The 21,742-nt window shown below is 44.0% G+C and carries 11 protein-coding genes; 10 read left to right on the top strand and 1 reads right to left on the bottom strand.

What is annotated here, in order from left to right; all coding sequences use genetic code 11:
- From tilS to ACJV2T_RS03800, 8 genes are all read left to right on the top strand, one after another.
- Nucleotides 1-1,119 carry a tRNA lysidine(34) synthetase TilS gene (tilS, locus tag ACJV2T_RS03835; protein WP_415687825.1) on the top strand — a complete coding sequence of 373 codons (1,119 nt, stop codon included), beginning with the start codon at nt 1-3 and terminating at the stop codon, nt 1,117-1,119.
- Complete coding sequence (hpt, locus tag ACJV2T_RS03830; protein ID WP_033888468.1) at nt 1,094-1,648, top strand: hypoxanthine phosphoribosyltransferase; 555 nt, start codon at nt 1,094-1,096, stop codon at nt 1,646-1,648. The genes tilS and hpt overlap by 26 nt, the downstream gene beginning before the upstream one ends.
- A gap of 61 nt (nt 1,649-1,709) precedes the next feature.
- Nucleotides 1,710-4,019: an ATP-dependent zinc metalloprotease FtsH gene (ftsH, locus tag ACJV2T_RS03825; protein ID WP_419399190.1), complete on the top strand. Its 2,310-nt coding sequence runs from the start codon at nt 1,710-1,712 to the stop codon at nt 4,017-4,019.
- 272 nt (nt 4,020-4,291) lie between these two features.
- Entirely contained in the window at nt 4,292-5,527 is a 1,236-nt protein-coding gene (locus ACJV2T_RS03820; RefSeq protein WP_419399189.1) for a dihydroneopterin aldolase, read from the top strand.
- Nucleotides 5,527-6,030, top strand: a complete 504-nt coding sequence (locus tag ACJV2T_RS03815) for a DUF3180 domain-containing protein (RefSeq protein WP_415683742.1) — start codon at nt 5,527-5,529, stop codon at nt 6,028-6,030. The genes ACJV2T_RS03820 and ACJV2T_RS03815 overlap by 1 nt, the downstream gene beginning before the upstream one ends.
- Nucleotides 6,031-6,181: 151 nt before the next feature.
- On the top strand, nt 6,182-7,858 hold the full coding sequence (ettA, locus tag ACJV2T_RS03810; RefSeq protein WP_004118724.1) for an energy-dependent translational throttle protein EttA: 1,677 nt from the start codon (nt 6,182-6,184) through the stop codon (nt 7,856-7,858).
- A gap of 442 nt (nt 7,859-8,300) precedes the next feature.
- Complete coding sequence (locus ACJV2T_RS03805) at nt 8,301-14,171, top strand: MiiA motif-containing surface protein (RefSeq protein ID WP_419399188.1); 5,871 nt, start codon at nt 8,301-8,303, stop codon at nt 14,169-14,171.
- Nucleotides 14,172-14,480: 309 nt separating this feature from the next.
- Entirely contained in the window at nt 14,481-16,430 is a 1,950-nt protein-coding gene (locus ACJV2T_RS03800) for a DEAD/DEAH box helicase (protein ID WP_419399259.1), read from the top strand.
- A 453-nt stretch (nt 16,431-16,883) separates the two neighbouring features.
- On the opposite strand, the gene ACJV2T_RS03795 is transcribed toward ACJV2T_RS03800, so the two are convergent.
- A complete protein-coding gene (locus ACJV2T_RS03795) occupies nt 16,884-17,306 on the bottom strand; it encodes a DUF3052 domain-containing protein (protein WP_004107331.1) in 423 nt (140 codons plus the stop codon).
- 1,030 nt (nt 17,307-18,336) lie between these two features.
- Between ACJV2T_RS03795 and nrdD the strand changes: the two genes are divergently transcribed.
- Entirely contained in the window at nt 18,337-20,754 is a 2,418-nt protein-coding gene (gene nrdD / locus ACJV2T_RS03790; protein ID WP_419399187.1) for an anaerobic ribonucleoside-triphosphate reductase, read from the top strand.
- Nucleotides 20,755-20,973: 219 nt separating this feature from the next.
- On the top strand, nt 20,974-21,681 hold the full coding sequence (gene nrdG, locus ACJV2T_RS03785) for an anaerobic ribonucleoside-triphosphate reductase activating protein (RefSeq protein WP_419399186.1): 708 nt from the start codon (nt 20,974-20,976) through the stop codon (nt 21,679-21,681).
- Nucleotides 21,682-21,742 lie beyond the last annotated feature (61 nt).

The following is a 21,742-nucleotide window of genomic DNA, read 5'->3' as shown; positions in this document are numbered from 1 at the left end:
ATGGTGTATTCTTCTCGCATACGCGCAGGAATTGGCGCAATCAAGCATTGTTTTGACGAACTTTCGTTGTGTGCACAAGACGCGCGTTTTTCCGAACATGGCAACCACGCGACAGATGTTGATGCTCCTTTGGTTCTTATTGCGTGCTCTGGAGGTAGAGATTCTCTTGCACTTACAGCATTGAGCGTGATTGTGTGCGCAAGTAGAGGTATTCGTTGCGGTGTTGTAATAGTAGATCACCATTTGCAGCCGCACTCAACTGAAATTGCCAATACTGCTGCTAAGCATTGTTTGCAATCTGGAATAGATGAAAAGTACGTGTATATTCAATCTGTGAACGTTGAAGATTCGGGAGAAGGCGAAGAGTCTGCTGCTAGAAATGCTAGGTATCAAGCAATTATTGATGTTGCTAAAAAGCAGCAAGCTGCAGCCGTGCTTCTAGCTCATACTGCAAATGATCAAGCAGAAACTGTAATGATGGGGCTAAAAGATTCTGCAGGTTTAGAAGCAGTTGCTGGCATGAAAGCAGTAACAGTGCGTCAAAACGTGCTTTTTGCAAGGCCTCTTATTAAGCTTAGTAGGGAAGATACTACTGGTATTTGTGAGGATTTAGGCATTTCATGGTGGGATGATCCTACAAATGGTGACGATATTTCACAAAATGAGGAACTTTCAGAAAATTATCCATTGAGATCTCGAGTTAGACACACGTTAATGCCTTATATTTCGCGATTTTTTAATGCGAATATGGTTACTTTGCTTTCTCGCGGAGCTGAAATAGCTAGAGATGATCTTGACTATATTAATTCTCAAGTTGACGAAGCTAGTTCACAAGTGATGGAATTTGATAAAAATGCGAAAACTGTTAGGTTAAAAGCTGATAAATTAGCGCAATATCATCCATCAATTCGTAGACGAATTATAGTGCGTGCGTTAAGTGAGCTTGGTCTGCGTTTCTCGTCAAGTCACATATCTGCAGTGGACGAGCTATGTACAAAATGGCATGGTCAAAAGCCTTTTTCGCTGCCAAATTATTACGAAGCGACTCGGCTTTCGCGCAATATCGTCATTCGTTTATGCAAAGATAGTGAACATGCAAATTGCAGATATACGAGATGACATCGACTATGAATTAATTAGCCACGAAGACCTTATGAAGCGTATTCGTGAAGTTGCTAAACAAGTAAGTGAAGATTACAAAAACAGTAATGTTTTGCTTGTTGCAGTTCTAAAAGGTGCTGTAAATACTCTTGCTGTATTTTCGCAAGAATTAAGCATTAACGCATCAATGGACTTTATGAGCTTGTCTAGTTACGGCAGTGGCACTCAAACTAGCGGACAAATTACTGTGCGCGAAGATTTAAGTACTGACGTGCGCGGTCGAGATGTGCTTATTGTAGAGGACATTGTTGATTCCGGTCGCACGCTAGCTTGGCTTGTAGATGAGCTAAAAGGTCGTGGTGCTGCAAGTGTAAAAGTTTTTGCATTGCTCAGTAAGCCTGCACGTCGCGAAGTAGACGTACAAATCGACTACTCGGGCTTTGAAATTCCTGATGCATTTGTCGTTGGTTTCGGAATGGACTACGACGAACGCTACCGCAATCTCAATAGTATTGCGGTATTAAAGCCATCAGTGTATGGTGCTTGATTTTATAGATTCTATTCAGAATTTTTATATAAATTGAGGAGTTTGAAAGGAGCCTTATTACATGGGCGCTTCTCCTATGACACCGCAAGGTCCAATGGGCGGTCCTGGGCGTGGAAATAACGGAAATAATCCGTTTTTAAATCCACGCAACCCTAGGAATCAGCGAAACAACGGTCAGCAGGGCAAGAATAATAAAAATAACGAGAACAACCACAACAATCGTCGTTCCTTCTGGCAGTCGCCATGGACGTGGATTGTGCTTCTTGTGTTGCTTTCAGTTGTCGGATTCCAAATGTTTGTTCATAACGGATCGCAAACTATCGATACTCAAGATGGTATTGAGTTAGTGCGATCTCATAAAGCAAGTTATGTGGAAATCATTGACAACAAACAGTTAGTTAAGCTTACGCTTGATAGACCGTTTAAGAAGTTCGATAAACGAAGTAATCAAAATCGTGACTTTGGCAAGGATGTGCAATTCTACTACGCGTATGCACAAGGTAGGTCAATTGTACAAGAAGTCGAAAAAGCTAAGCCTTCTAACGGTTGGACAGCTAGCTTACAATCATCTAGCATTATTTCGTATTTGATTACTTCGCTTGTTCCAATATTGTTCTTCCTTGGCATGATTTGGTTCATGTTTAGCAGAATAGGAGGTGCCGGCGGAAGTATGCTTGGCATGGGCGGCGGACGTGGCCGCGGCAAGCTACTCGAAGGTCAAACTCCTAAAACTAAGTTTGCTGACGTTGCTGGCGAACAAGCTGCTGTTGAAGAAGTTGAAGAGATTAAAGACTTCTTAAAGGATCCTTCGCGATACAAGGCTTTGGGTGCTCGCATTCCGCGCGGTGTGCTGCTTTATGGTCCTCCAGGAACTGGTAAGACTTTGTTGGCTCGTGCTATTGCAGGCGAAGCTGGTGTGCCGTTCTACGCAATGGCTGGTTCTGACTTCGTGGAAATGTTCGTAGGCTTGGGTGCGTCTCGTGTTCGTGAACTTTTTGACGAAGCTAAGAAGAATGCTCCTGCAATCATCTTTATCGATGAGATTGATGCTGTTGGTCGTCGCCGCGGAAGTGGCATGACTGGCGGTCATGATGAGCGCGAGCAGACGCTTAATCAGTTGCTTGTTGAGATGGATGGCTTCGACAACGACACTAATTTGATTATTATTGCCGCAACAAACCGTCCAGATGTCCTTGATTCCGCGCTTCTTCGTCCTGGTCGTTTTGACCGCCAGGTGGCTGTTGAGGCTCCTGATTTGGAAGGTCGCGAGGCAATTTTGAAGGTTCACGCTAAGGGTAAGCCTTTTGTGCCGGATGTTGATCTTCATATGGTTGCTGTGCGCACTCCTGGTTTTACTGGTGCAGATTTAGCTAACGTGCTTAACGAAGCTGCGTTGCTTTGCGCTCGCTCTGGTGCTCAATATATCGATAATCGCGCCATTGATGAGGCAATTGATCGTGTTCAAGCAGGACCTCGACGTAAGTCTAAGGGCATGGCTTTGGATGAATTGCGTAACACTGCTTACCATGAGGGCGGTCATGCGCTCGTTGCTGCTGCGTTGCACCACACGGATCCTGTTACTAAAGTAACGATTTTGCCGCGAGGTCACGCACTTGGCTACACTGCTGTGATGCCAACAAGCGACCGTTACTCGCAGTCTCGCAACGAATTGCTGGATCAAATGGCGTATGCTATGGGCGGACGTACAGCAGAGGAAGTTGTGTTCCACGATCCAACAACTGGTGCTTCTAACGACATTGAGAAAGCTACTGCCATTGCTCGTAAGATGGTTGTTGAATATGGTTTCTCAGCGAAGCTTGGAGCTGTTAAGTGGATGGATGCTGATGAAGATTCTTCCGGTTCACTCGATTCTTTGCAATCTCGTAAGTTCTCGAATCGTACTGCTGAAGTAATCGATGAAGAAGTTCATAAGCTTATCGAAACTGCTCATACTGAAGCGTGGGAGATTATTAACAATAATCGTGACGTATTAGATGAGCTGGTTCGTCAGTTGCTTGCTAAGGAAACTCTTAACGAGAAGGAACTTAAGGAAATCTTCAGTAAGATTCGTAAGGCTCCTGAGCGTACTCTTTGGCTTTCGGACGATAGAAGACCAGATTCTGATCTTCCTCCTGTTGAAATTCCAGAAAGTTTGAAGCGCAACGTTGAAGGTAAGAATGAGCAGACTGAAGCTTCTGAACTTTCTGAATCTTCCAATAACGCGACTTCACAAAACCAGCAGTCTGATCAGATGCCTGCTAATACGTCTGTTCAGACTCCTGCACCTGCTCCTCGAACTGTTATTGGAACTGTTAAGCCACCTGTTAATCCGTCTACTAATCAAAATGACGGCACTCAATTTGGTGCTTAATAGTGTAAATGCAGTGCTAAAAAAGCAGATAAAATAAAATTATTAATAAACGCTGATAACAATATAATTTATTGCTGTCAGCGTTTATTTTTATTTTTTTAATAATTTAATAATAAAAATTAGTGTTATATGCAAAAAATTAAGCATGTTGATTTATAGCGAGTACAATATATCAAAATATTAGTTTTGCGTATCCTAGGTAAGAGCAAAAGATAAATAAACGAATAATTGAAATTTTAAATTGTTTTTATTAGAGAGTAGAAGATGAGATTATGAATACGACCATAAGTTTGAAGGGTATTCGCCCAAGCGGTGACTCAATAGTCATTGGAATATATTCTTCTATTTACATAGATGCTGTTTTAAAAGTTAATTTGAGTAATGCGTTAGACGGAGATGAAACTAACGCAATAGATATTCCTCAAATTGCTGAGCGTCTTGCTTTTATGCTTAAACGTTGCGAAAACGATAGCGAGATTGAGGAGCATCCTGCTATAGCTTTAGAACTTATTGCTAAATCTGTTTTAAATTCTGCTATGCACACTTGGCAAATTAGTGAGGCTGATATTACTGTTCATGCTGCTTTAAGAAGCGAATATTACGGCATGAAAAGCACTGTTGACGATGTTTGTGTTACTTTGAATAGCGTTTCTAGAGAAGAGTTAAATTATTCGGAACGGCGTGTAGTTCCTGAGTCTCTTGCGCATGTTGCTGTTCGCAGCGGAAGAGTATCAGTTGACGAGTTTGAGGAAGGCGAAATAGCAGATTACTATCGTTCTCTTATTGAGGAAGATAGAAAAGAAAAGCAACGCAAAGAAGATGAAGACGCTGCTGCAGCTGCTAAAGCTGCTGTCGATATTGCAAATTCTTTTGCGGATGATTATGAAAATGGTGGAGATTCACAGTGCTCTTGTGGCGATGAATCTAAAAACGTCAATTATGGTAGTGAGCTTGTTAAAAGAGAAACTAAGTCTCCTTTGTTCCGCATATGTCCAACTCCGTTACAAACAACTGCAGTGATTTCTATGAAGGGTGTCGCGAAACAAGACACGCGTTCTGCTATGCTGAGAATAGTTGCAATGCTCGAGCAGGATAGAGAATCTCGCGTTGACGGTGTATCGGCATTATATGTTGCCAATATGCTTGATGATGATTATTACGCGGCTGTATTTATTCTGTCTTCGGGTGGTGACGAGTATGAGCTGCTTCGCTTGCTTCGCGCTGTTGCTACTTTGTATAAAGATAATGTGACTGTGCGAGTGCTGGGTACGCGTTCATATGGTGCTTCTGCTGCTGACACAAGAACTGTTGATGCAGAAAAATTACCACAACAACTAGCGGAAATGGTGACGGTTGACCCTAAGGCGCCTGAACTTATGCCGTGGATGCAGATAGAGCCAGATGCTGCTTTGGACGATAACTCAGTTTCGTACTCATTAGCGTTTGATTTTGATGCTCAAACTGTTGGGGTATACTCAGAGCAATGGCTTATAGGGGATGGTTGTTAATGAAAGCGTATCGCACACCTTGGTGGTATTTGGTACTAGGGTTACTGTTTGGCTTTGTGCTAGGCGCATTTCTAGTGTCGTCAACAGAGTCTAGTGCTATGTCATTAGCAGGAGCTCCGTGGATTGTTGTTGCAATTATGGTGATTGCTGGCTTAATAACTTTTGTTATGGCATTGCAAACTCATCAAAGTGTTGCCAACAATAAAGATAAGAATAAGAAGCATGTAAGTTCTCAATTTGCTGTTGCTGCTCTTATGCTGTCGAAGGCATTGGGAATGGCAGGTGCTATTTTGTCTGGCTGGTACGTTGGGCAATTGTTAATGAGCTTGCCACACAGTGAGATAATTCTGTATAACTCTGTTGTGCGTGAATGCTCTATTGCTGGCTTGGTGTGCTTTATTGATATGGTTGTTGGCATTTTGGGCGAGTGGCTATGCCAGATTCCGCCTGAAGATGATTCGGAATCAGTCAATAAGTCAAATTGTACGCCAGCAACATGCTAGTATTTGCTAGGCTGGTATTTGCTAGATTAGTTTGTGCAGTTTTATTTAAGTTGCATCTTGCTTGAATTAAGTAGGTAAAAGTATTAAACGCTTTTGACGCAAGTTGCAACAAACGCTGGAATTTCAACGTTTGTAAGGATGGTATATTACTTTGGCTGAATTTATCTATCAGATGATTAAGGCGCGTAAATCGTACGGAGATCGTGTAATTCTCGACGATGTTACTTTAAGCTTCCTTCCGGGCGCAAAAATTGGTGTTGTGGGTCCGAACGGTATGGGTAAGTCGACGCTGCTGAAAATTATGGCCGGTTTGGAAAATGTGACCAACGGTGAAGCTTCTTTGACTCCTGGCTATACGGTAGGTATTTTGCAGCAGGAACCACCTCTTGATGACACTAAGACGGTTGGCGAAAACATTAAGATGGCTTTTGGTGAAATTGCGCAAAAAGTGGCGCGTTTTAACCAAATCGGCGAAGAAATGGCTAATCCAGACGCTGATTTTGATGCGTTAATGGAAGAAATGGGTAAGCTTCAGACTGAAATTGACGCTGCAAACGGTTGGGATTTGGATTCGCAGCTTGAGCAGGCAATGGATGCTTTGCAATGCCCAGACCCGGATTCTCCTGTTTCTGTGTGCTCTGGTGGTGAAAGGCGTCGAGTGGCATTGTGCAAGCTTCTTCTTGAAGCTCCAGATTTGCTGCTTTTGGACGAGCCTACAAACCACTTGGATGCGGAGTCTATTTTGTGGCTTGAACAGTTCTTGCACAAGTACGAGGGTGCTGTTATTGCTGTTACGCACGATCGCTACTTTATGGATAACGTAGCAGAGTGGATTTGCGAAGTTGACCGTGGTCAGCTTTATCCATATAAGGGAAATTACTCAACGTATTTGGAAACTAAAGCAAAGCGTATGGAAATCCAGGGTGCTAAGGATGCCAAGCTTGCTAAGCGTTTGAAGAATGAGCTTGATTGGGTGCGTAGCTCGCCGAAGGCACGTCAGGCTAAGAACAAGGCTCGTTTGGAACGCTACGACCAAATGGAGCAAGAGGCACGTAATTCCAAGAAGCTTGATTTCTCTGAAATTCAAATTCCAGCAGGTCCGCGTTTGGGCTCGCAAGTTTTGGAAGCAAAGCATATTCACAAGGCTTTTGGCGACCGTGTACTTATCGACGACTTGTCGTTTACGCTGCCTCGTAACGGTATTGTTGGCGTGATTGGTCCAAACGGTGTTGGTAAGTCTACGCTTTTCAAGACGATTGTTGGCTTGGAACCTCTTTCTGGTGGCGAGCTTATTGTTGGCGATACTGTGAAGATTTCTTACGTGGATCAGAATCGTGCAGGATTGGATCCTAATAAGAACTTGTGGGAAGCTGTTTCTGGCGGACTCGATTTTATTGAGGTTGCAGGCGTTGAGATTCCTACTCGCGCATATGTTGCAAGCTTTGGTTTTAAGGGCTCGGATCAGCAGAAGCTTACGGGAGTGCTTTCCGGCGGTGAGCGTAACCGTTTGAACTTGGCTTTGACTCTTAAGCAGGGCGGAAACTTGCTTCTTCTCGATGAGCCTACTAACGATTTGGATGTTGAGACTTTGGAAAGCTTGGAAAACGCTTTACTTGATTTCCCAGGCTGCGCTGTTGTGGTTTCGCACGATCGTTGGTTCCTTGACCGAGTTGCAACGCATATTCTTGCTTGGGAAGGTGACGACGAGAATCCTGCAAAGTGGTACTGGTTCGAAGGTAACTTCCAAGCTTACGAAGAAAATAAGATTGCTCGCTTGGGTGAGGAAGCTGCTCGTCCGCATCGCTTGCATCGTAAGCTCACTCGCTAGATTTTGTGAATATAAGTCGCGCAAATTGTATATAAATTTTACAGTTTGCGCGACTTTTTTCTATTTTTGAGTGTTAAATTAGTTTCCTATTTAAAAGTGATAAGAATCACACATGCTGCGCTTGAGATGTATGAATATGCGAGTATCATACAACTTGTATTAGTGTCAGTTTGCAATTTTATGTGCGCTGAAACGTATTGAGAGAGTATGAAGCGTTCTAGATAGCAACTTGGCGTGAAACAAAGAAGCGAATGCTAATTTATTGGCTGCCGCATGATTGCATATTACAAATTATGCCTAATCAGAAACATAAGGAAGACACATTATTGAAGTGAGGAATAATGGCGAAGAAGATCATGAATGCAAAGCATCTTGCTGATTTGCAAAAGTCTATGCAAAAGTCTAGTAACAGCGTTATTTACGCGCCACTATCCAAGAGTGTGTGCGCTGCGATGCTTGCCGGCGCAATGGTGCTTGGGGGGGGGGGGTATTCGTTTCTACTCCTTTGCCTGCGTATGCTGACGGTTATGTAGACGGAACTGGCAACAATGTTTATTACGGTTTCAAAACTGATGCAAAATATGCCGAGGCTCATTTCAACATTGACGTTGAATATTACGATACCTTTGATCACGCCAAAGCTGGCGGTACTGAAGGCATAGATCCTCTTGGTAAATTTGTTCGTGTTCATTATCTTTCTAATTGCCACGACAATGCTACAGCTGACGATTGGAAGTTCCGCCCTATGTGGTGGTTTGGCGTTCCTGCTGGTTTGAAAGATCCTCAAGATATTCAATTTAAGCGTATTGAAAAGTTAACAAAAAATGGCAAGGAGCAGGTTAAACCTGCTGGTTCTTCGCAATATATTACAACCGACGCAAACGGTTATGGCGCTGTTTCTGACAAACATTTTAATAGTCCTAAGGAATGGACTAATATTTCTAATTATTATTTTAGTGACAAAAATATTCTTGCCAGCAAAGGCTGGAAACAGCTTATGGGCTTGGGTACCAAAGACAATAAAGGCTACGATAATGCGGGCAATACTGCACAACAATGGGAAGAATACCAAAAGCAAACACAAGGCCTTAAGGGTATTTTTGTAGACTGGGAATCTGCTGGTCAGCGTTGGTATGACATGACTTACATTTCCGAAATGGAAGACAAAGCATGGAAAGAGCGCGACACCAATCCGCTTCGTTTTGCTGCTGGCGTGTATCGTTTTGCTGGTAACTGGCACTATGCCGTTGGCCAAAAGCACAATACGCCAAAGATTGCGGATTATTTGAAGCTTGCGTATCCAGAGGTTACAAAGGTTAAGAAGACTAACGATTTAAGTGAAGCCGAGCAAAAGGCAATTAAAGAAAAAATTGAAAAAGCGAATGAAAACACCAAGTACTTCAAGGAATTAGTTGCTGATAATGGTGTTGTTGTAAATAAGGATGGCTCTGCAACTATCACCTTTAAAGATAAGACGACTCGCACGATTCCTGCGAGCCTGCTTGTTGCACAAGATGAATCTGACAGCGACAGATATAAGCCAGTTATGCCAGATCGCATACCTGTTGTAAAGCCTGATGTGTTAAGTGATGATGATAAAAAGGCTGTTATTGATGCGTTCAAGAAGGCGAACCCTGATAGCAGCGAATTTAGCAAGCATCTTGCCAAGGATAATGCTATTGCTTTCGATAAAGACGGCAAGAACCTTGTTGTAACTTACGAAGATGGCTCAAAGGCTACGATTCCTGCGTCTGAGCTTGTATTCCAAGGACCAAAAATCTCCGATTGGGCGCCGTACGTTGTGCCTGATCCAATTGAGGTTAAAAACCTTTCAAACTTGACTACAGAAGAGAAAGGAAAAGTAACAGCTGCTTTCGACGCAGCAAACGCTGACTTGGATGTTTATAATGCAGCCAAGAAGGATGGCAAAACTCCTGTAAGCTTCGATAAAGACTTCAAGAATGCTATCATTACCTGGGCAGACGGTTCAACAACAGAGATTCCTTCCTGGCAGTTCTTAAAGCAAAAGGCTGCTGAGGAAAATCCAACTCCAAAGCCGCCAGCACCAAAGCCAGCTGAAGAAAAGAAGACGTTCACGGTTGATTTCTCTAATACTAAGAGTAGGGTTGTACCGAACTTTGATCCATTTAATGCTTCGTCTGCAAGTGAAGCAGCCAAGAATGGAGTTAAAGCTTTTAAAGGTGCGTTTAAGAATCTTACAGCAAAGGATTCTGATGGTAAGACTGTAGCTATTACTGACGTTGATTTTGATTTTGCTAACGGCGAAGTTATTTTTAAGGCTGGAGACGCTTATAAAGATCAACGTTATCCTATGTCTTTACTGTTTAAGAAAGGTAGCACTGGCACTCAGAATCCTACGCAGCAGACGCCTACGAGTAAGACGTATACTGAATCTGACAACAACAAAAATACTTATACGTATTTTGTTACTAAGACTCAAATTAATGAATCCAAAGTTTCTGATGTAACACCTCAAGAAGCTGTTAAGGCATTAAAGCAATTTGTTAAAGATAATTACACTGGCTGGACTGAGCAAGAATTAGAACATGTTACTAGTAATGTGTCTGTTGGTACAAGCTGGAAGGCAAAAACAGGTACAACAAATCTTGAACCATTCAACAAGGGTAATGGAAGAATCGTATCAATTAGTGTAAATAGTGATAATGGATTAACAGTTACTGGTTATCAGTATGCAGACCAGGAAGATGCTAATATTGATGTATCAACTGATGGTCCATTATTTACTATTTCAGCAGATGATTTGTATGCTCCAAATAGTGGAAGCCAGACTCCTACGGACAACACCATCGAAAAATTGAAAGAGCTTGCTAAGCAGCTTCGTAATAAGCGAAAGGCTGCTGGAGAGTTAGCAGATGACGATATAACTACTCTCAAAGCTACTGACAAAGATATTAATGGCATGACTGATGAGAATGCTCTTCGTGATCTTATCAAGAAGATTGCTGATTATCAGAAGCCAAAGCCAGTTGAGTATAAGTACAACTTTGAGAAGTTGACGTTGGATCACGAGGGTGATTTAACTGATGATGATTACAAGAAGATTGTTGTAGAGCAGTTCTTGAAGAAGAACTATACGACGACTGACAATACAAACTGGACAACACTTGAGAATGCTTATGCTAAGAATGCTGCTGTTCTTTCTGGCAACAATGCAAACACATATAGCTTAACTCCTGTTGCAAGTGGAACATCTGGCTTGAATATTTACACTGGGGATAAGCAAGCAGGCGGTGTGACAAGTGTAATTGTTGATTCAAAGACTGGAGATTTGGTTGTTCGTGGCTGGAAAGCAGGCTCTACCAGCACTAATGCGGAAGAACTGATTCGTATTAAGAAAGCTGATTTGTTTACTCCTAAGTCTAAGGAACAAAACCCAACCCCATCTGCTGAAGACCTCAAGAAGCTTAAAGAGCAGGCAAAGAACGTAATTGACCGCAATCCAAAGCTTACTGAGGAGCAGAAGACAAACTACAAGAATCAGATTGAAAATGCTACTAACAAGGAGCAGATTCAGAATATCCTCAAGGAAGCTAGTAAGGCTGCTTCTCAAAGCACTGTAAAGCCTGAAGATATCAAGAAGAAAGAGAAAGAAGAAAAGGAGAAGCGCGAAAAGGAGCAAAAAGAAAAGGATAATAAGGAGCGCGAAAAGAAGCAAAAAGAGCAAACCACTAAGGATAAGCAGACCGCTAACACAACTATTGATAATCTTAGTGATTTAACTCAAGATGAAAAGGATAAGCTCAAGGAAAAGCTGAATGGAAAGAATGGAGATACTACCAAGCCTGGTGCTAAGACTCCTGAAGAAGTTCAGCAGATTGTTAACGAAGCTCAAGTTCGAAATGCTGCTCACAAAGCTATTAAGGATGAGTTACCATTCTTAAGCCACGGCAAGGGAGAAAGCGACAACGACGATAAGGCTCTTAAGGAGTTAATCGGTTCTGATCCAGCTCAGAAGGATAGCGCGCTCACTGCTTTGGAAGCTGCTCTTGCAAAGAAGGATCCTGCTGCAGCAACTGCAGAAGAGATTAAGAATGCTCTGGATGCTGCCAAGCGCCAGAACGCGATTAACGAAGAAAATGCCAAGAACGCTGGTATTGCGAAGCTTGAAGCTAAGAAAGCAGAGCTTGATGCAGCATATAATGCTTTGACTGACGAGCAAAAGAAGTCAGCTAAAGAAAAGTATGAAGCTGCCACTAAGGCAATCGATGATGCCAAGAACACTGTTAACAGTGCAACCAAGCCTTCTGATATCAAGGGTGCTGTTGATGGCGTGAAAACTTCGTTTGAGGATGCAAACAAGGCAATCGAAGATGCTAAGGGCAAGCGCGATACCACTCAGAACACATACGATAATAAGTCTGAACTTGATAATGAAAAGGAAGCTCAGAAGAAGCGTATTCAAGATAGTGATCTTCCAGAATCCGAAAAGAAGAAGGCTATTGATGACATCAATGCTGCCACTAAGCTTGGCGACCCAACAGGTATTGCTGATCGCGCGCTGAAGGCTCAAAAGATTGCCGATGCTCTAAAGAAGATTGATGAGTTCAAGCATCTTAATGATAAGCAGAAGGAAGCTTTCAAGAAGATTATTGAAGATACTGATGCTGGTGATCACACCAATGCTGATGGCACAACTTCTGACGATATTGATGATGCGCTCGCAAACGCTGCAAACACCGATAATGCTATGGCTCGTCTTGAAGAGTTGAAGAAGAAAGCCAACGACTTTAAGAATGAGCAAGGTGGCAAGTATTCTAAACTTGACTCTACAAAGCCTGATGAAAAGAAGCAGAAGGATGATTTCGATAAGTATCTTGATGATGCAACAAAGCTAACTAAGGCTGATCAGGGCGACGCCAAGAATGCGGATCAGGTTAATGAGCTGTACAATGACCTTCTTAAGGCAATGCGTGCTATCGATCCTCAAGCCAAGAGTGCTGGCCTTAAAACCGATGCTCTTAAGAATGAGATTGACTCCGACAATAAGTTGAAGCCAGATGATAAAGCCGACCCTAAGACTCCAGGTGATTCGTCTTATACCACCGCTTCTAAAGAAAAGAAGGAAGCGTTTGACAAGGCTTTGAACGAAGCTCAAACAGTTTTGAATGGTGCTGCTACTGCTGATATTTCTGATGCAGATAAAGAGTCTAACGAGCAGAAGGAGATTGACGCTGCTCTTGACAAGCTTATTAAGGCTCGCCTTGCTTTGGATGGTGTTAACACCAAGCCGTTGCAAGAAGAGATTGATAAGGACAGCAAGGTTAAGAACTCAGATAAGTATACGTATTCTACAACGACGGAAAAGAAGACTGCGTTTGATAAGGCTCTTCAAAATGCTAAGGATCTTATCGATAAGCTAACTGGTACGAAGAAGGCTGCTGCAGGCGAGGAAGATATAACAACTAAGACTCAAGCTGAAAAGCAGAAGCTTGTTGATGATGCTCTTGCAAATCTTAAGGCAGCTGAAGAGGCTCTTGACGGTAAGAAACCAACCCCGACCCCAACTCCAACTCCGACCCCAACCCCAACACCAACTCCAAGCCCAATTCCAACTCCTGGTGCTGGAACTGGTGCCGGAACTGATAATACTGGAACTGGTAATGTTGGTTCTGGTTCTGAAGCAGGTTATGGTGTGAATGATAACGCGCCTACTACTGTGGATAAGGGCGAGTTGAACATTCAGATTGATAGTGCTGAGTCTGATTTGCAGCCTGGCAATGCTGGTAACGGTAACGCTGGTAACGGTAACGCCGGTTCTAACAATGCCGGTAATGCTGCAAACTCTGGCGCAAACTCGGGTAATGCAGGTAACGCTACTAACAACAATGCTGCCAACGCCAATGCCAACTCTGGTTCCAACGCCAATAATGCTAATGGCGCAAATTCTGCTGCTGTGAATGCCGCTGTTGAGAGTAACCAGGCTGTGAAGCAGGCAGACGCTCAAGTTTCTAAGGCTCAGGCGGCTCTTGATACTGCTTTGGCTGAAGCTAAGAAGGTTGCTGCTGATCCTAACGCTACCCAGGCTCAGGTTGATGCTGCAGTTCAGAAGCTTTCTGCTGCTCGTAAGGCTTTGGCTGCTGCTAAGTCTCATGCGGCTGAGGTTCGTGCTTCTGTGCGCGCTCAGGTGTTGAAGAGTGGTAGTGCTGCTCAGCTTAGTAAGACTGGTAGTGACGTGTCTGCATTTGGCTTGTTTGCTGCAACTATTAGTGCTGCTGGTGCCGCGCTATTCGCTGCTAAGCGTCGCGGTATTTCTCGCCACAGCAATAAGTAAGCGATAGCTGTTGCAAAACCTGTAAAGATTTTGCAAATTATGTAAGTTCACGTGCGCTTAGCTCTAAGCTTACATAATCTTCTAAGTAAACTGACTAAAGCCTCACTTGTGATTTTTCACGGTGGGGCTTTTGCATTCTTGATTGGCGGAAACATTTGCCGGTGATTTTTCTGGCCTTCGCGCTTTAGTGCGAGCGTCTTGGCGCTTTTTGACAACATTTGCCGTTATTGTGCCAGGCGTGTGCTAGGCTCGATTAGTTCACGTTTTGAAATTTAAGTTTTGAATACACATATTTTACGAAAGGCTATTGTGCCGCATACTCATAATGCTGCGTCTCATCAAAAGCGAGGCGCGAAGAATACCAAGAACGTCAAAAATACTAGGAAATCAGCTGAAAAACGCAATCCTTTTGAATATCAGGGTAGTCATAAAAATTACGGTTCTAATCACGAGTTCAATTCGCGCAGGGAGCGCAATCGCAAAGCAGAAAAAGCTCGTCAAAAAGCGCGCGAAAAAGCCTTGCGCTATGAAGAAGTAGCTATTGCGGATGCTGAACAAGATTTTGCTAAAAATAATTTTGCTAAAAATAATTTTGCTAAGCATAATATTGATAAAAATAATGTTGCTAAAAATGATATTGCAAAATCTCATAATGCAAAGCAAAATTCTGCAATATCTTTGCGCTCTACTTCAAAAAAGCAAAATCAAGATTCTCATAACGCAACAATTATTCCAGACTCTGCCATTGAATCTCGTGAAAATTACCGTGACGATGTCACTTTTGCGCAACTTGGCGTTCCAGAGCCTTTAGTAGAAGTGTTGCGTGCGGATGGAAAAACCACTGCATTCCCAATTCAACAAGCAACGCTTCCCGATTCCTTACAAGGTGCGAATATCCTAGGGCGAGGTCGCACAGGAAGCGGTAAAACATTAGCATTTTCTATTCCACTTGTTGCGCGTTTAGCTGAGAATTTTGTTGATTTAATTAATTCTGGTAAAAACCGTAAGTCACGCGAGTCTAGTGAAATTCCTGCTCCTAGAGCAATAATTCTTGCTCCAACTCGCGAACTTGTGCATCAAATTGATGACGTAATAGCGCCGCTTGCTGCAGCTTATGGCATGCGTACTGTGACAGTGTATGGAGGCGTGAGATACCAGCGCCAGGTATCGCAACTTAAGCAGGGTGCGCAGATTGTGCTTGCTTGCCCTGGTCGTTTGGAAGATTTGCTGCGTCAGGGAGCACTTACGCTTGAAAAAGTGATGGTTAGCGTGCTCGACGAAGCAGACGAAATGGCTGATATGGGATTCCTTCCTGCTGTTACTAGACTTCTTGAGCAAGTTGCGCCAGATGGTCAACGCATGCTGTTTTCTGCAACGCTTGATAAGCAAGTTTCTACATTAGTTGAGCGTTTCCTTCCAAACGCTGTCGTCCATGCTGTGGATGATGCTGATTGCCAAGTTGACACTATGACGCATCATATTTTTGCTGTGTCAGCAGGGGATAAGTACGAAGTTTTGCGAAAGCTTGCTTCTGGAAAGAAACGTTCTATATTCTTTACGCGCACGAAATATCAAGCGAAGAATATGGCGAAAAAATTTGTGCAGCAAGGTATTCCCGCAGTCGATTTGCAAGGTAATTTGTCGCAGAATCAGCGAGATCGTCATTTGGCTGTGTTTGCTGAAGGCTTGGTGCGTGTGCTAGTTGCTACGGACGTTGCTGCGCGAGGTATTGACATTAGCGACGTTGCGTTGGTTGTGCAGACTGAGCCTCCTGAGGATCCTAAGTCTTTCTTGCATCGTTCGGGTCGCACTGCTCGAGCTGGTGAAGAAGGCGACGTTGTAACGCTTGTGCTTCCTAATCAAAAGCGCGCTGCTCATATGATGCTTCGTAAGGCTGGAATTCATGCGAAAGCTGAGGATGTGAATCCTGCTTCGCAAGTTCTAGATGAGATTGTGGGTGAAGCTGCCGAGCTTCAAGAAGGCTGGAGTATGCCGGAGCCGGAGCAGCAGAAGCGTAACGGTCGCGGTCGTGGACGCGGTGGTCGTGGGCGCGTACGTGGGCAACGCGGTGAGCGCGGTGAGCGTGGTCGTGAGAGTGAGCGTGGTGAGCGCGGCGAACGCGGCGAACGTAACGGTCACAGCAGTAGCGGTGAACGCAATGAACGCAATAAACGCAGCGAACGTGGCGAACGCAGCGAGCGTCGTTGGCACGGTAAACGTGGCGAGCGTGGTAACCGTGTTAATCGCTTCGGTCGTTAGTTTGGCGGCATTGCGTTAACGACAGTTAGTTTGGCGGCATTACGTTAACGACAGTTAGTTTGGTGGCATTACGTAGCGGTCGTTAGTTTTGTGCGGCATTGCGAGGCTGGTATATTTCTCTCCGCGCGCTTTTATTTGCGCTATTTTTGTGTGTTTTGTCGATTTCACCAAATGATTATGTGTTTTCGACAGAATTGTCCTGTTTTTTGTCGAAAGTATCGGTTGATTTGGTATTTTCGACAAAAACAGCGCAATACTACAAAAGTAAGTAGCAAGTTAGCAAGCAATTTAGCAATAAGCAACTTAACAAGCAATAAGTAACTTAACAAGAAGCTAATCTAGCAATAAGCAAAGCTAGCAATTAAGTAAAAAGGCGGCTAAACAGGCAGCTACGCAAGCCAACGGTCGGTTAAGATAGTTACGTCAACTAGCAAATACTGCAACTAGCAAATACTACTTGGATTGACCTTTACCAAATGCGCGCAATTGCACACCATTCCAGTCAGCACTTACTGTTAACGGAGTGGCTGCGTTCATGCCAGCTGTTTTTGCTGCAGATTGAACTGTACTAGAACTTGGGGAACCTTCGCGACCTGGTTTTGGAGTAAGAACCCACATAGGCGCGTCATCGTCAAGCATATTTGTGGCATCCATAATGGTATCTGCGAGCTCATCTTCATCGTCGCCGTCGCGCCACCAAATAATCACACCATCAACAGCAGCGTCGTAATCCTCATCTACCAACTCTTCGCCGGTAAGTTTCTCGATGCTTTCGCAAATTGTTTCGTCAACATCGTCATCCCAGAGCCATTGTTGCACAATGTCTCCTGGTTGGAATCCGAATTCCTGTGCATGCTGAAAAGCTATCTGTTCCACGTGATTCAATATATCAAAGCGTCACGAAGTGCGCGCCCACAACGGCGTGTATTGCACTTACTTAAGTAATCCTGCTCTGTTTACGCTCGTGTAAAGTTTCGGTCGGCTACGCGCCAAGAAACGGCAGAAACTTTACGTGCGTGCGCAGTTTATGCCGCCTACGCGCGCAATCCCGGCAGAAACTGTGCAGCTGTGTAAAATAAAGGTCGCTTGCGCACCAAAAAACGGCAGAAATTTTACAACGCTGTAAAATAAAGGTCGGATACGCGCTAAAAAACGGCAGAAACTTTACAGTCGTGTGAAGTTTCGGTCGTATTTCCCCAAACCTCCTGAAGCTTTGCACCAGTGCTTTGCAAACGTTGCGTCTGTAGCTTTGCAGTAATGCTTTGCTAACGGCGATTATTTATTGCTTAGTGAACTTTAGCATTATTGCTTTGCAGACGTTGATTGCTTGTTGTCCAAAGAACACTAGCATTCGCGCTGCCGCACACGCCACACCAGGCGCTCCTACCACACCACAGACCACTAGCGGTTTTACTAGTAGTGAGGGGTGGGTGTTGCTTGTCGAGCAATATAAAAGCGGAACGATAGTAATAATCGTGATGATGAATACTATTTTTGCAGAAAAAGTAAGTAAAAAACTAAACTTAACTACGCAACCTTTAAGTCTAAATAAGGTATAAGAGCGGAGCGCTGCGAGACAAGTAACACCCACCACTCACAATCACAAAAAGAAACCCGCCAGCCAAACACCAGCCAAAACTCATAGACGATACTCAAGAACGTCTAAAACAAAAAATCAACACTAAAGAAATATAACACGCCAGCAATCAAGCTTACCTCATCCTCGACACGCCTCAAAAATCGCGATTGTGACAAAAATCACTATATATAGGTGGTTATCTTTGCGTCTTGCCCTAGATATTGTGCATGAGTTGGGTTATAGTAGAGCGAGTTGTTAAAAATAGTTCCCATATTTGCAACGAGAGAATTTGCTAGAAGGAACGGTGTTTGAGAAAGGTCTGTACTGATGCAGGTTTTGGAAGAAACTGCTGTCACAAGAGCAGAAAATTGTACGGATGATGTAGTTGAAGCTCCAGTTTCTCGCGTGCAGGTCGAAAAGCGCGATGGTCGCGTAGTTGATTTTGATCCGCTGAATATCATTATGGCTATTAAGGCTGCTTTTAAGGATTTGGGCAAGGAAGTAGGTCCGCAAGAAGAGCAGTTAATTCGTAATATTTCTGATCATATTGAGGCTGAAATTCAAGATCGTTACAATGGTCCAGCAAAGATTGAAGATATTCAGACTCTTGTTGAGCATGGTCTTATTGAAAATCACCTATATGAGGTTGCTCGTTGCTACACGAGCTACCGACTGAACCGCGATATTGATCGCGCTAAAGCTACTGATATCAACGAGGCTGTTAACCGCCTTGTGAACCGTGATGAGTCTCTTGTTCGCGAAAACGCCAACAAGGATTCTAATGTTTACGCAACTCAGCGTGATCTTCTTGCAGGCGCTGTTTCTAAAGCCTCTGCGTTCTCTATGCTTCCTCACGCAGTTTCTAACGCTCATATGAAGGGTGATATTCACTTCCACGACGCTGATTATTCGCCATTTACTTGCATGAGCAACTGCTCGCTTCCTGATTTTGGCGACATGCTTGCTAAGGGCTTTGCTCTTGGTAACGCAATGATGGATAGCCCAAAGTCTATTGGCACTGCTGCAACTCAGGTTACGCAAATTATTAAGGATATTGCTGGCGCACAGTACGGCGGTCAAACAGTTAATCGTGCAGACGAGATGCTTGAGCCTTATGCTAAGTGCGATTACGACAAGAATCTTGCTATGGCACACGCAATGATTCCTGATTCCACGCCAATTCAAGTCGCAAAAGATATGATTGACGGCTTGAAGGCTCAGGAGCCTAAGAATCTCCACTGCTTGGACAGGGATCCACTGCCAGCTGATACTCCTTTTGATGAAAACTTGAGCGAGCTTGATCAGCTTCGTGAAGTTTACGCAAAGATTATGACGCGTAAAGCTATTTACGACGCTATGCAAACTATGGAATATCAAATTAATTCCAACCGCGTTTCTAACGGTCAGACTCCGTTCGTAACTGTTGGATTTGGCTTGGGTACTTCTTGGTTTGCTCGTGAAATTCAGCGCGCTATTTTGCTTAACCGTATTCGCGGCCTCGGCAAAGATCGCCACACTGCAATCTTCCCTAAGCTTGTGTTTACTATTAAGCACGGCGTAAACGCAGACGCTGGCGACCCGAACTACGATTTGAAGCAGCTTGCGCTTGAGTGCTCTACTAAGCGCATGTATCCAGACGTTGTGTTCTATGAGAATATTGTTAAGATTACTGGCTCCTTCAAGGCTCCTATGGGTTGCCGCTCATTCCTCCAGGGTTGGATTGATCCAAAGACCGGCAAGGATGTTGAAGATGGCCGTATGAATCTTGGCGTTGTGACTGTTAACATGCCACGTATTGCTCTTGAATCTCACGGCGATGTGACTCGCTTCTGGAAGCTTTTCGACGAGCGTATGGAAGTAGCTCACCAAGCTTTGCGATTCCGCATTATGCGTTGCAAGCAAGCAACTCCTGTGAACGCTCCAACACTGTTCCGTTACGGTGCTTTTGGTCGTTTGGAAGCTAACGAGAGCGTTGATCAGTTGTTCCGTAATGAGCGCGCAACCGTTTCGCTTGGTTACATTGGCTTGTACGAAACTACTGCAGTGTTCTTCGGCAAGGATTGGATGCAAGATCACAGCTGGAATGAGGAAGGCAAGGAGTTTGCGCTTTCTTTGGTTCGTCGCATGAATAAGCTTTGTCAGCAGTGGTCAAAGGCTGAAGGCTACCACTATTCCGTTTACTCAACTCCTGCTGAGTCTTTGACCGACCGCTTTAACCGTATGGATCGTCAGAAGTTCGGCCGCATTGAAGGCGTTACCGATCACGACTTCTATACTAATTCCTTCCATTATCCGGTTTGGTTGCAGCCAACTCCTATGGAGAAGCTTCGCTACGAGGTTGACTTCCCGTATCTTGCTTCCGGCGGCTTTATTAACTACTGCGAGTTCCCATGCTTGCAAGCGAATCCTAAGGCTTTGGAAGCTGTTTGGGATTACGCTTATAAGATTGGCATTGGATACTTGGGTACGAATACGCCAATCGATCACTGCTTCGTTTGCGGTTTCCAGGGCGATTTTGAGCCGACTAAAGAAGGCTTCCGTTGCCCTGAGTGCGGAAACAGCGACCCAGATAAGTGCAATGTGACTAAGCGTACTTGCGGCTACTTAGGCAATCCTGTTCAGCGCCCAATGGTTCACGGACGTCACGAAGAAATCGCTCACCGCGTAAAGCACATGTCTGGCGAAACTGGTCACGTGACTCTTAACAACGGTGAGTCTCGTGAATGGTATGAGGAAACAAAATAAACTTAGCTAATTAACTATGTTGAAACTTAGTAAAATAAGTTGAACAGGTAATTTAGCTACATAAATAGCTTTTCTTGTGTTTGTTGTTTGGTGATAATCTGGCCGTTAGAAATGTATTGCGTTTTGTGATTGCACTTTCTAACGGCTGGATTTATTTTATTTTCGCAAATTTGGTCGTTTATTTTTTGGTTGTTTATTTGGTTTGAAAGGGGGTTGGATATGGCTCGCATGAGTTTGCACGATTTTGCGCCTGCAGATGTGAATCGTGGGCCGTGGATTCCTACCTCTCTTTCCAATAATCCTCGCGCAGGGCAGTGGTCTAGTGAGCGCATGAGCCAGGGGATGATTGCCGATTACAAGCGTTTTTTGATGACTGACGGCGAGGGTATTCGCTGCTCGCTTTACGTTTCCGGTTGCCCGTTTCATTGCGTTGAGTGCTATAACGAGTCGATTTGGGATTTTCGCGCAGGCCATCCTTATACTCAAAAGCTTGAAGATCAAATTATGGAAGATTTGTCGCAGCCTTATGTGCAAGGTTTAACGCTTCTTGGCGGCGAGCCGCTGCTTAATACTGGCATTTTGCTGCCTCTTTGCAAGCGCATTCGAAAAGAGTTTGGCAATACGAAAGACATTTGGAGTTGGACTGGATACACTTGGGAAGAGCTTATGCGCCCAGGGGAGACGCCTGATAAGCTTGAGTTGCTGCAATATATTGATATTCTTGTTGACGGCCGTTATATGAAAGATTTGCACGATTCGCTTTTGCAATTCCGCGGCTCTAGCAATCAGCGAATTATTGACGTTCCAAAGTCTCTGGAAAATCCGCACGATCCTCCTGTAATTTGGGAAAAGCTTCACGATCAGGAGCGTTTTATTCCGTCTATTTACGGCAAAGACCGCGCCTCAGGCGAAGGCGACGCTTCATAAACCCATGCCTGCCTTATATTCAAAGGTGATATTATTAAACATAAGTATTTGATTTAGAGTA

It is taken from the genome of Gardnerella phocaeensis (assembly GCF_048545075.1).
Lineage (GTDB): Bacteria > Actinomycetota > Actinomycetes > Actinomycetales > Bifidobacteriaceae > Bifidobacterium > Bifidobacterium vaginale_J.
The sequence above is the reverse complement of the archived record's forward strand: the minus strand, read 5'-3'. Positions and strand labels throughout refer to the sequence as shown.

Bases quoted from the DNA above. Each gene is read 5' to 3' on its own strand.
- tilS (WP_415687825.1), top strand. From the start codon at position 1: ATGGTGTATTCTTCTCGCATACGCGCAGGAATTGGCGCAATCAAGCAT.
- hpt (WP_033888468.1), top strand. From the start codon at position 1,094: ATGCAAATTGCAGATATACGAGATGACATCGACTATGAATTAATTAGC.
- ftsH (WP_419399190.1), top strand. From the start codon at position 1,710: ATGGGCGCTTCTCCTATGACACCGCAAGGTCCAATGGGCGGTCCTGGG.
- ACJV2T_RS03820 (WP_419399189.1), top strand. From the start codon at position 4,292: ATGAATACGACCATAAGTTTGAAGGGTATTCGCCCAAGCGGTGACTCA.
- ACJV2T_RS03815 (WP_415683742.1), top strand. From the start codon at position 5,527: ATGAAAGCGTATCGCACACCTTGGTGGTATTTGGTACTAGGGTTACTG.
- nrdD (WP_419399187.1), top strand. From the start codon at position 18,337: ATGCAGGTTTTGGAAGAAACTGCTGTCACAAGAGCAGAAAATTGTACG.
- nrdG (WP_419399186.1), top strand. From the start codon at position 20,974: ATGGCTCGCATGAGTTTGCACGATTTTGCGCCTGCAGATGTGAATCGT.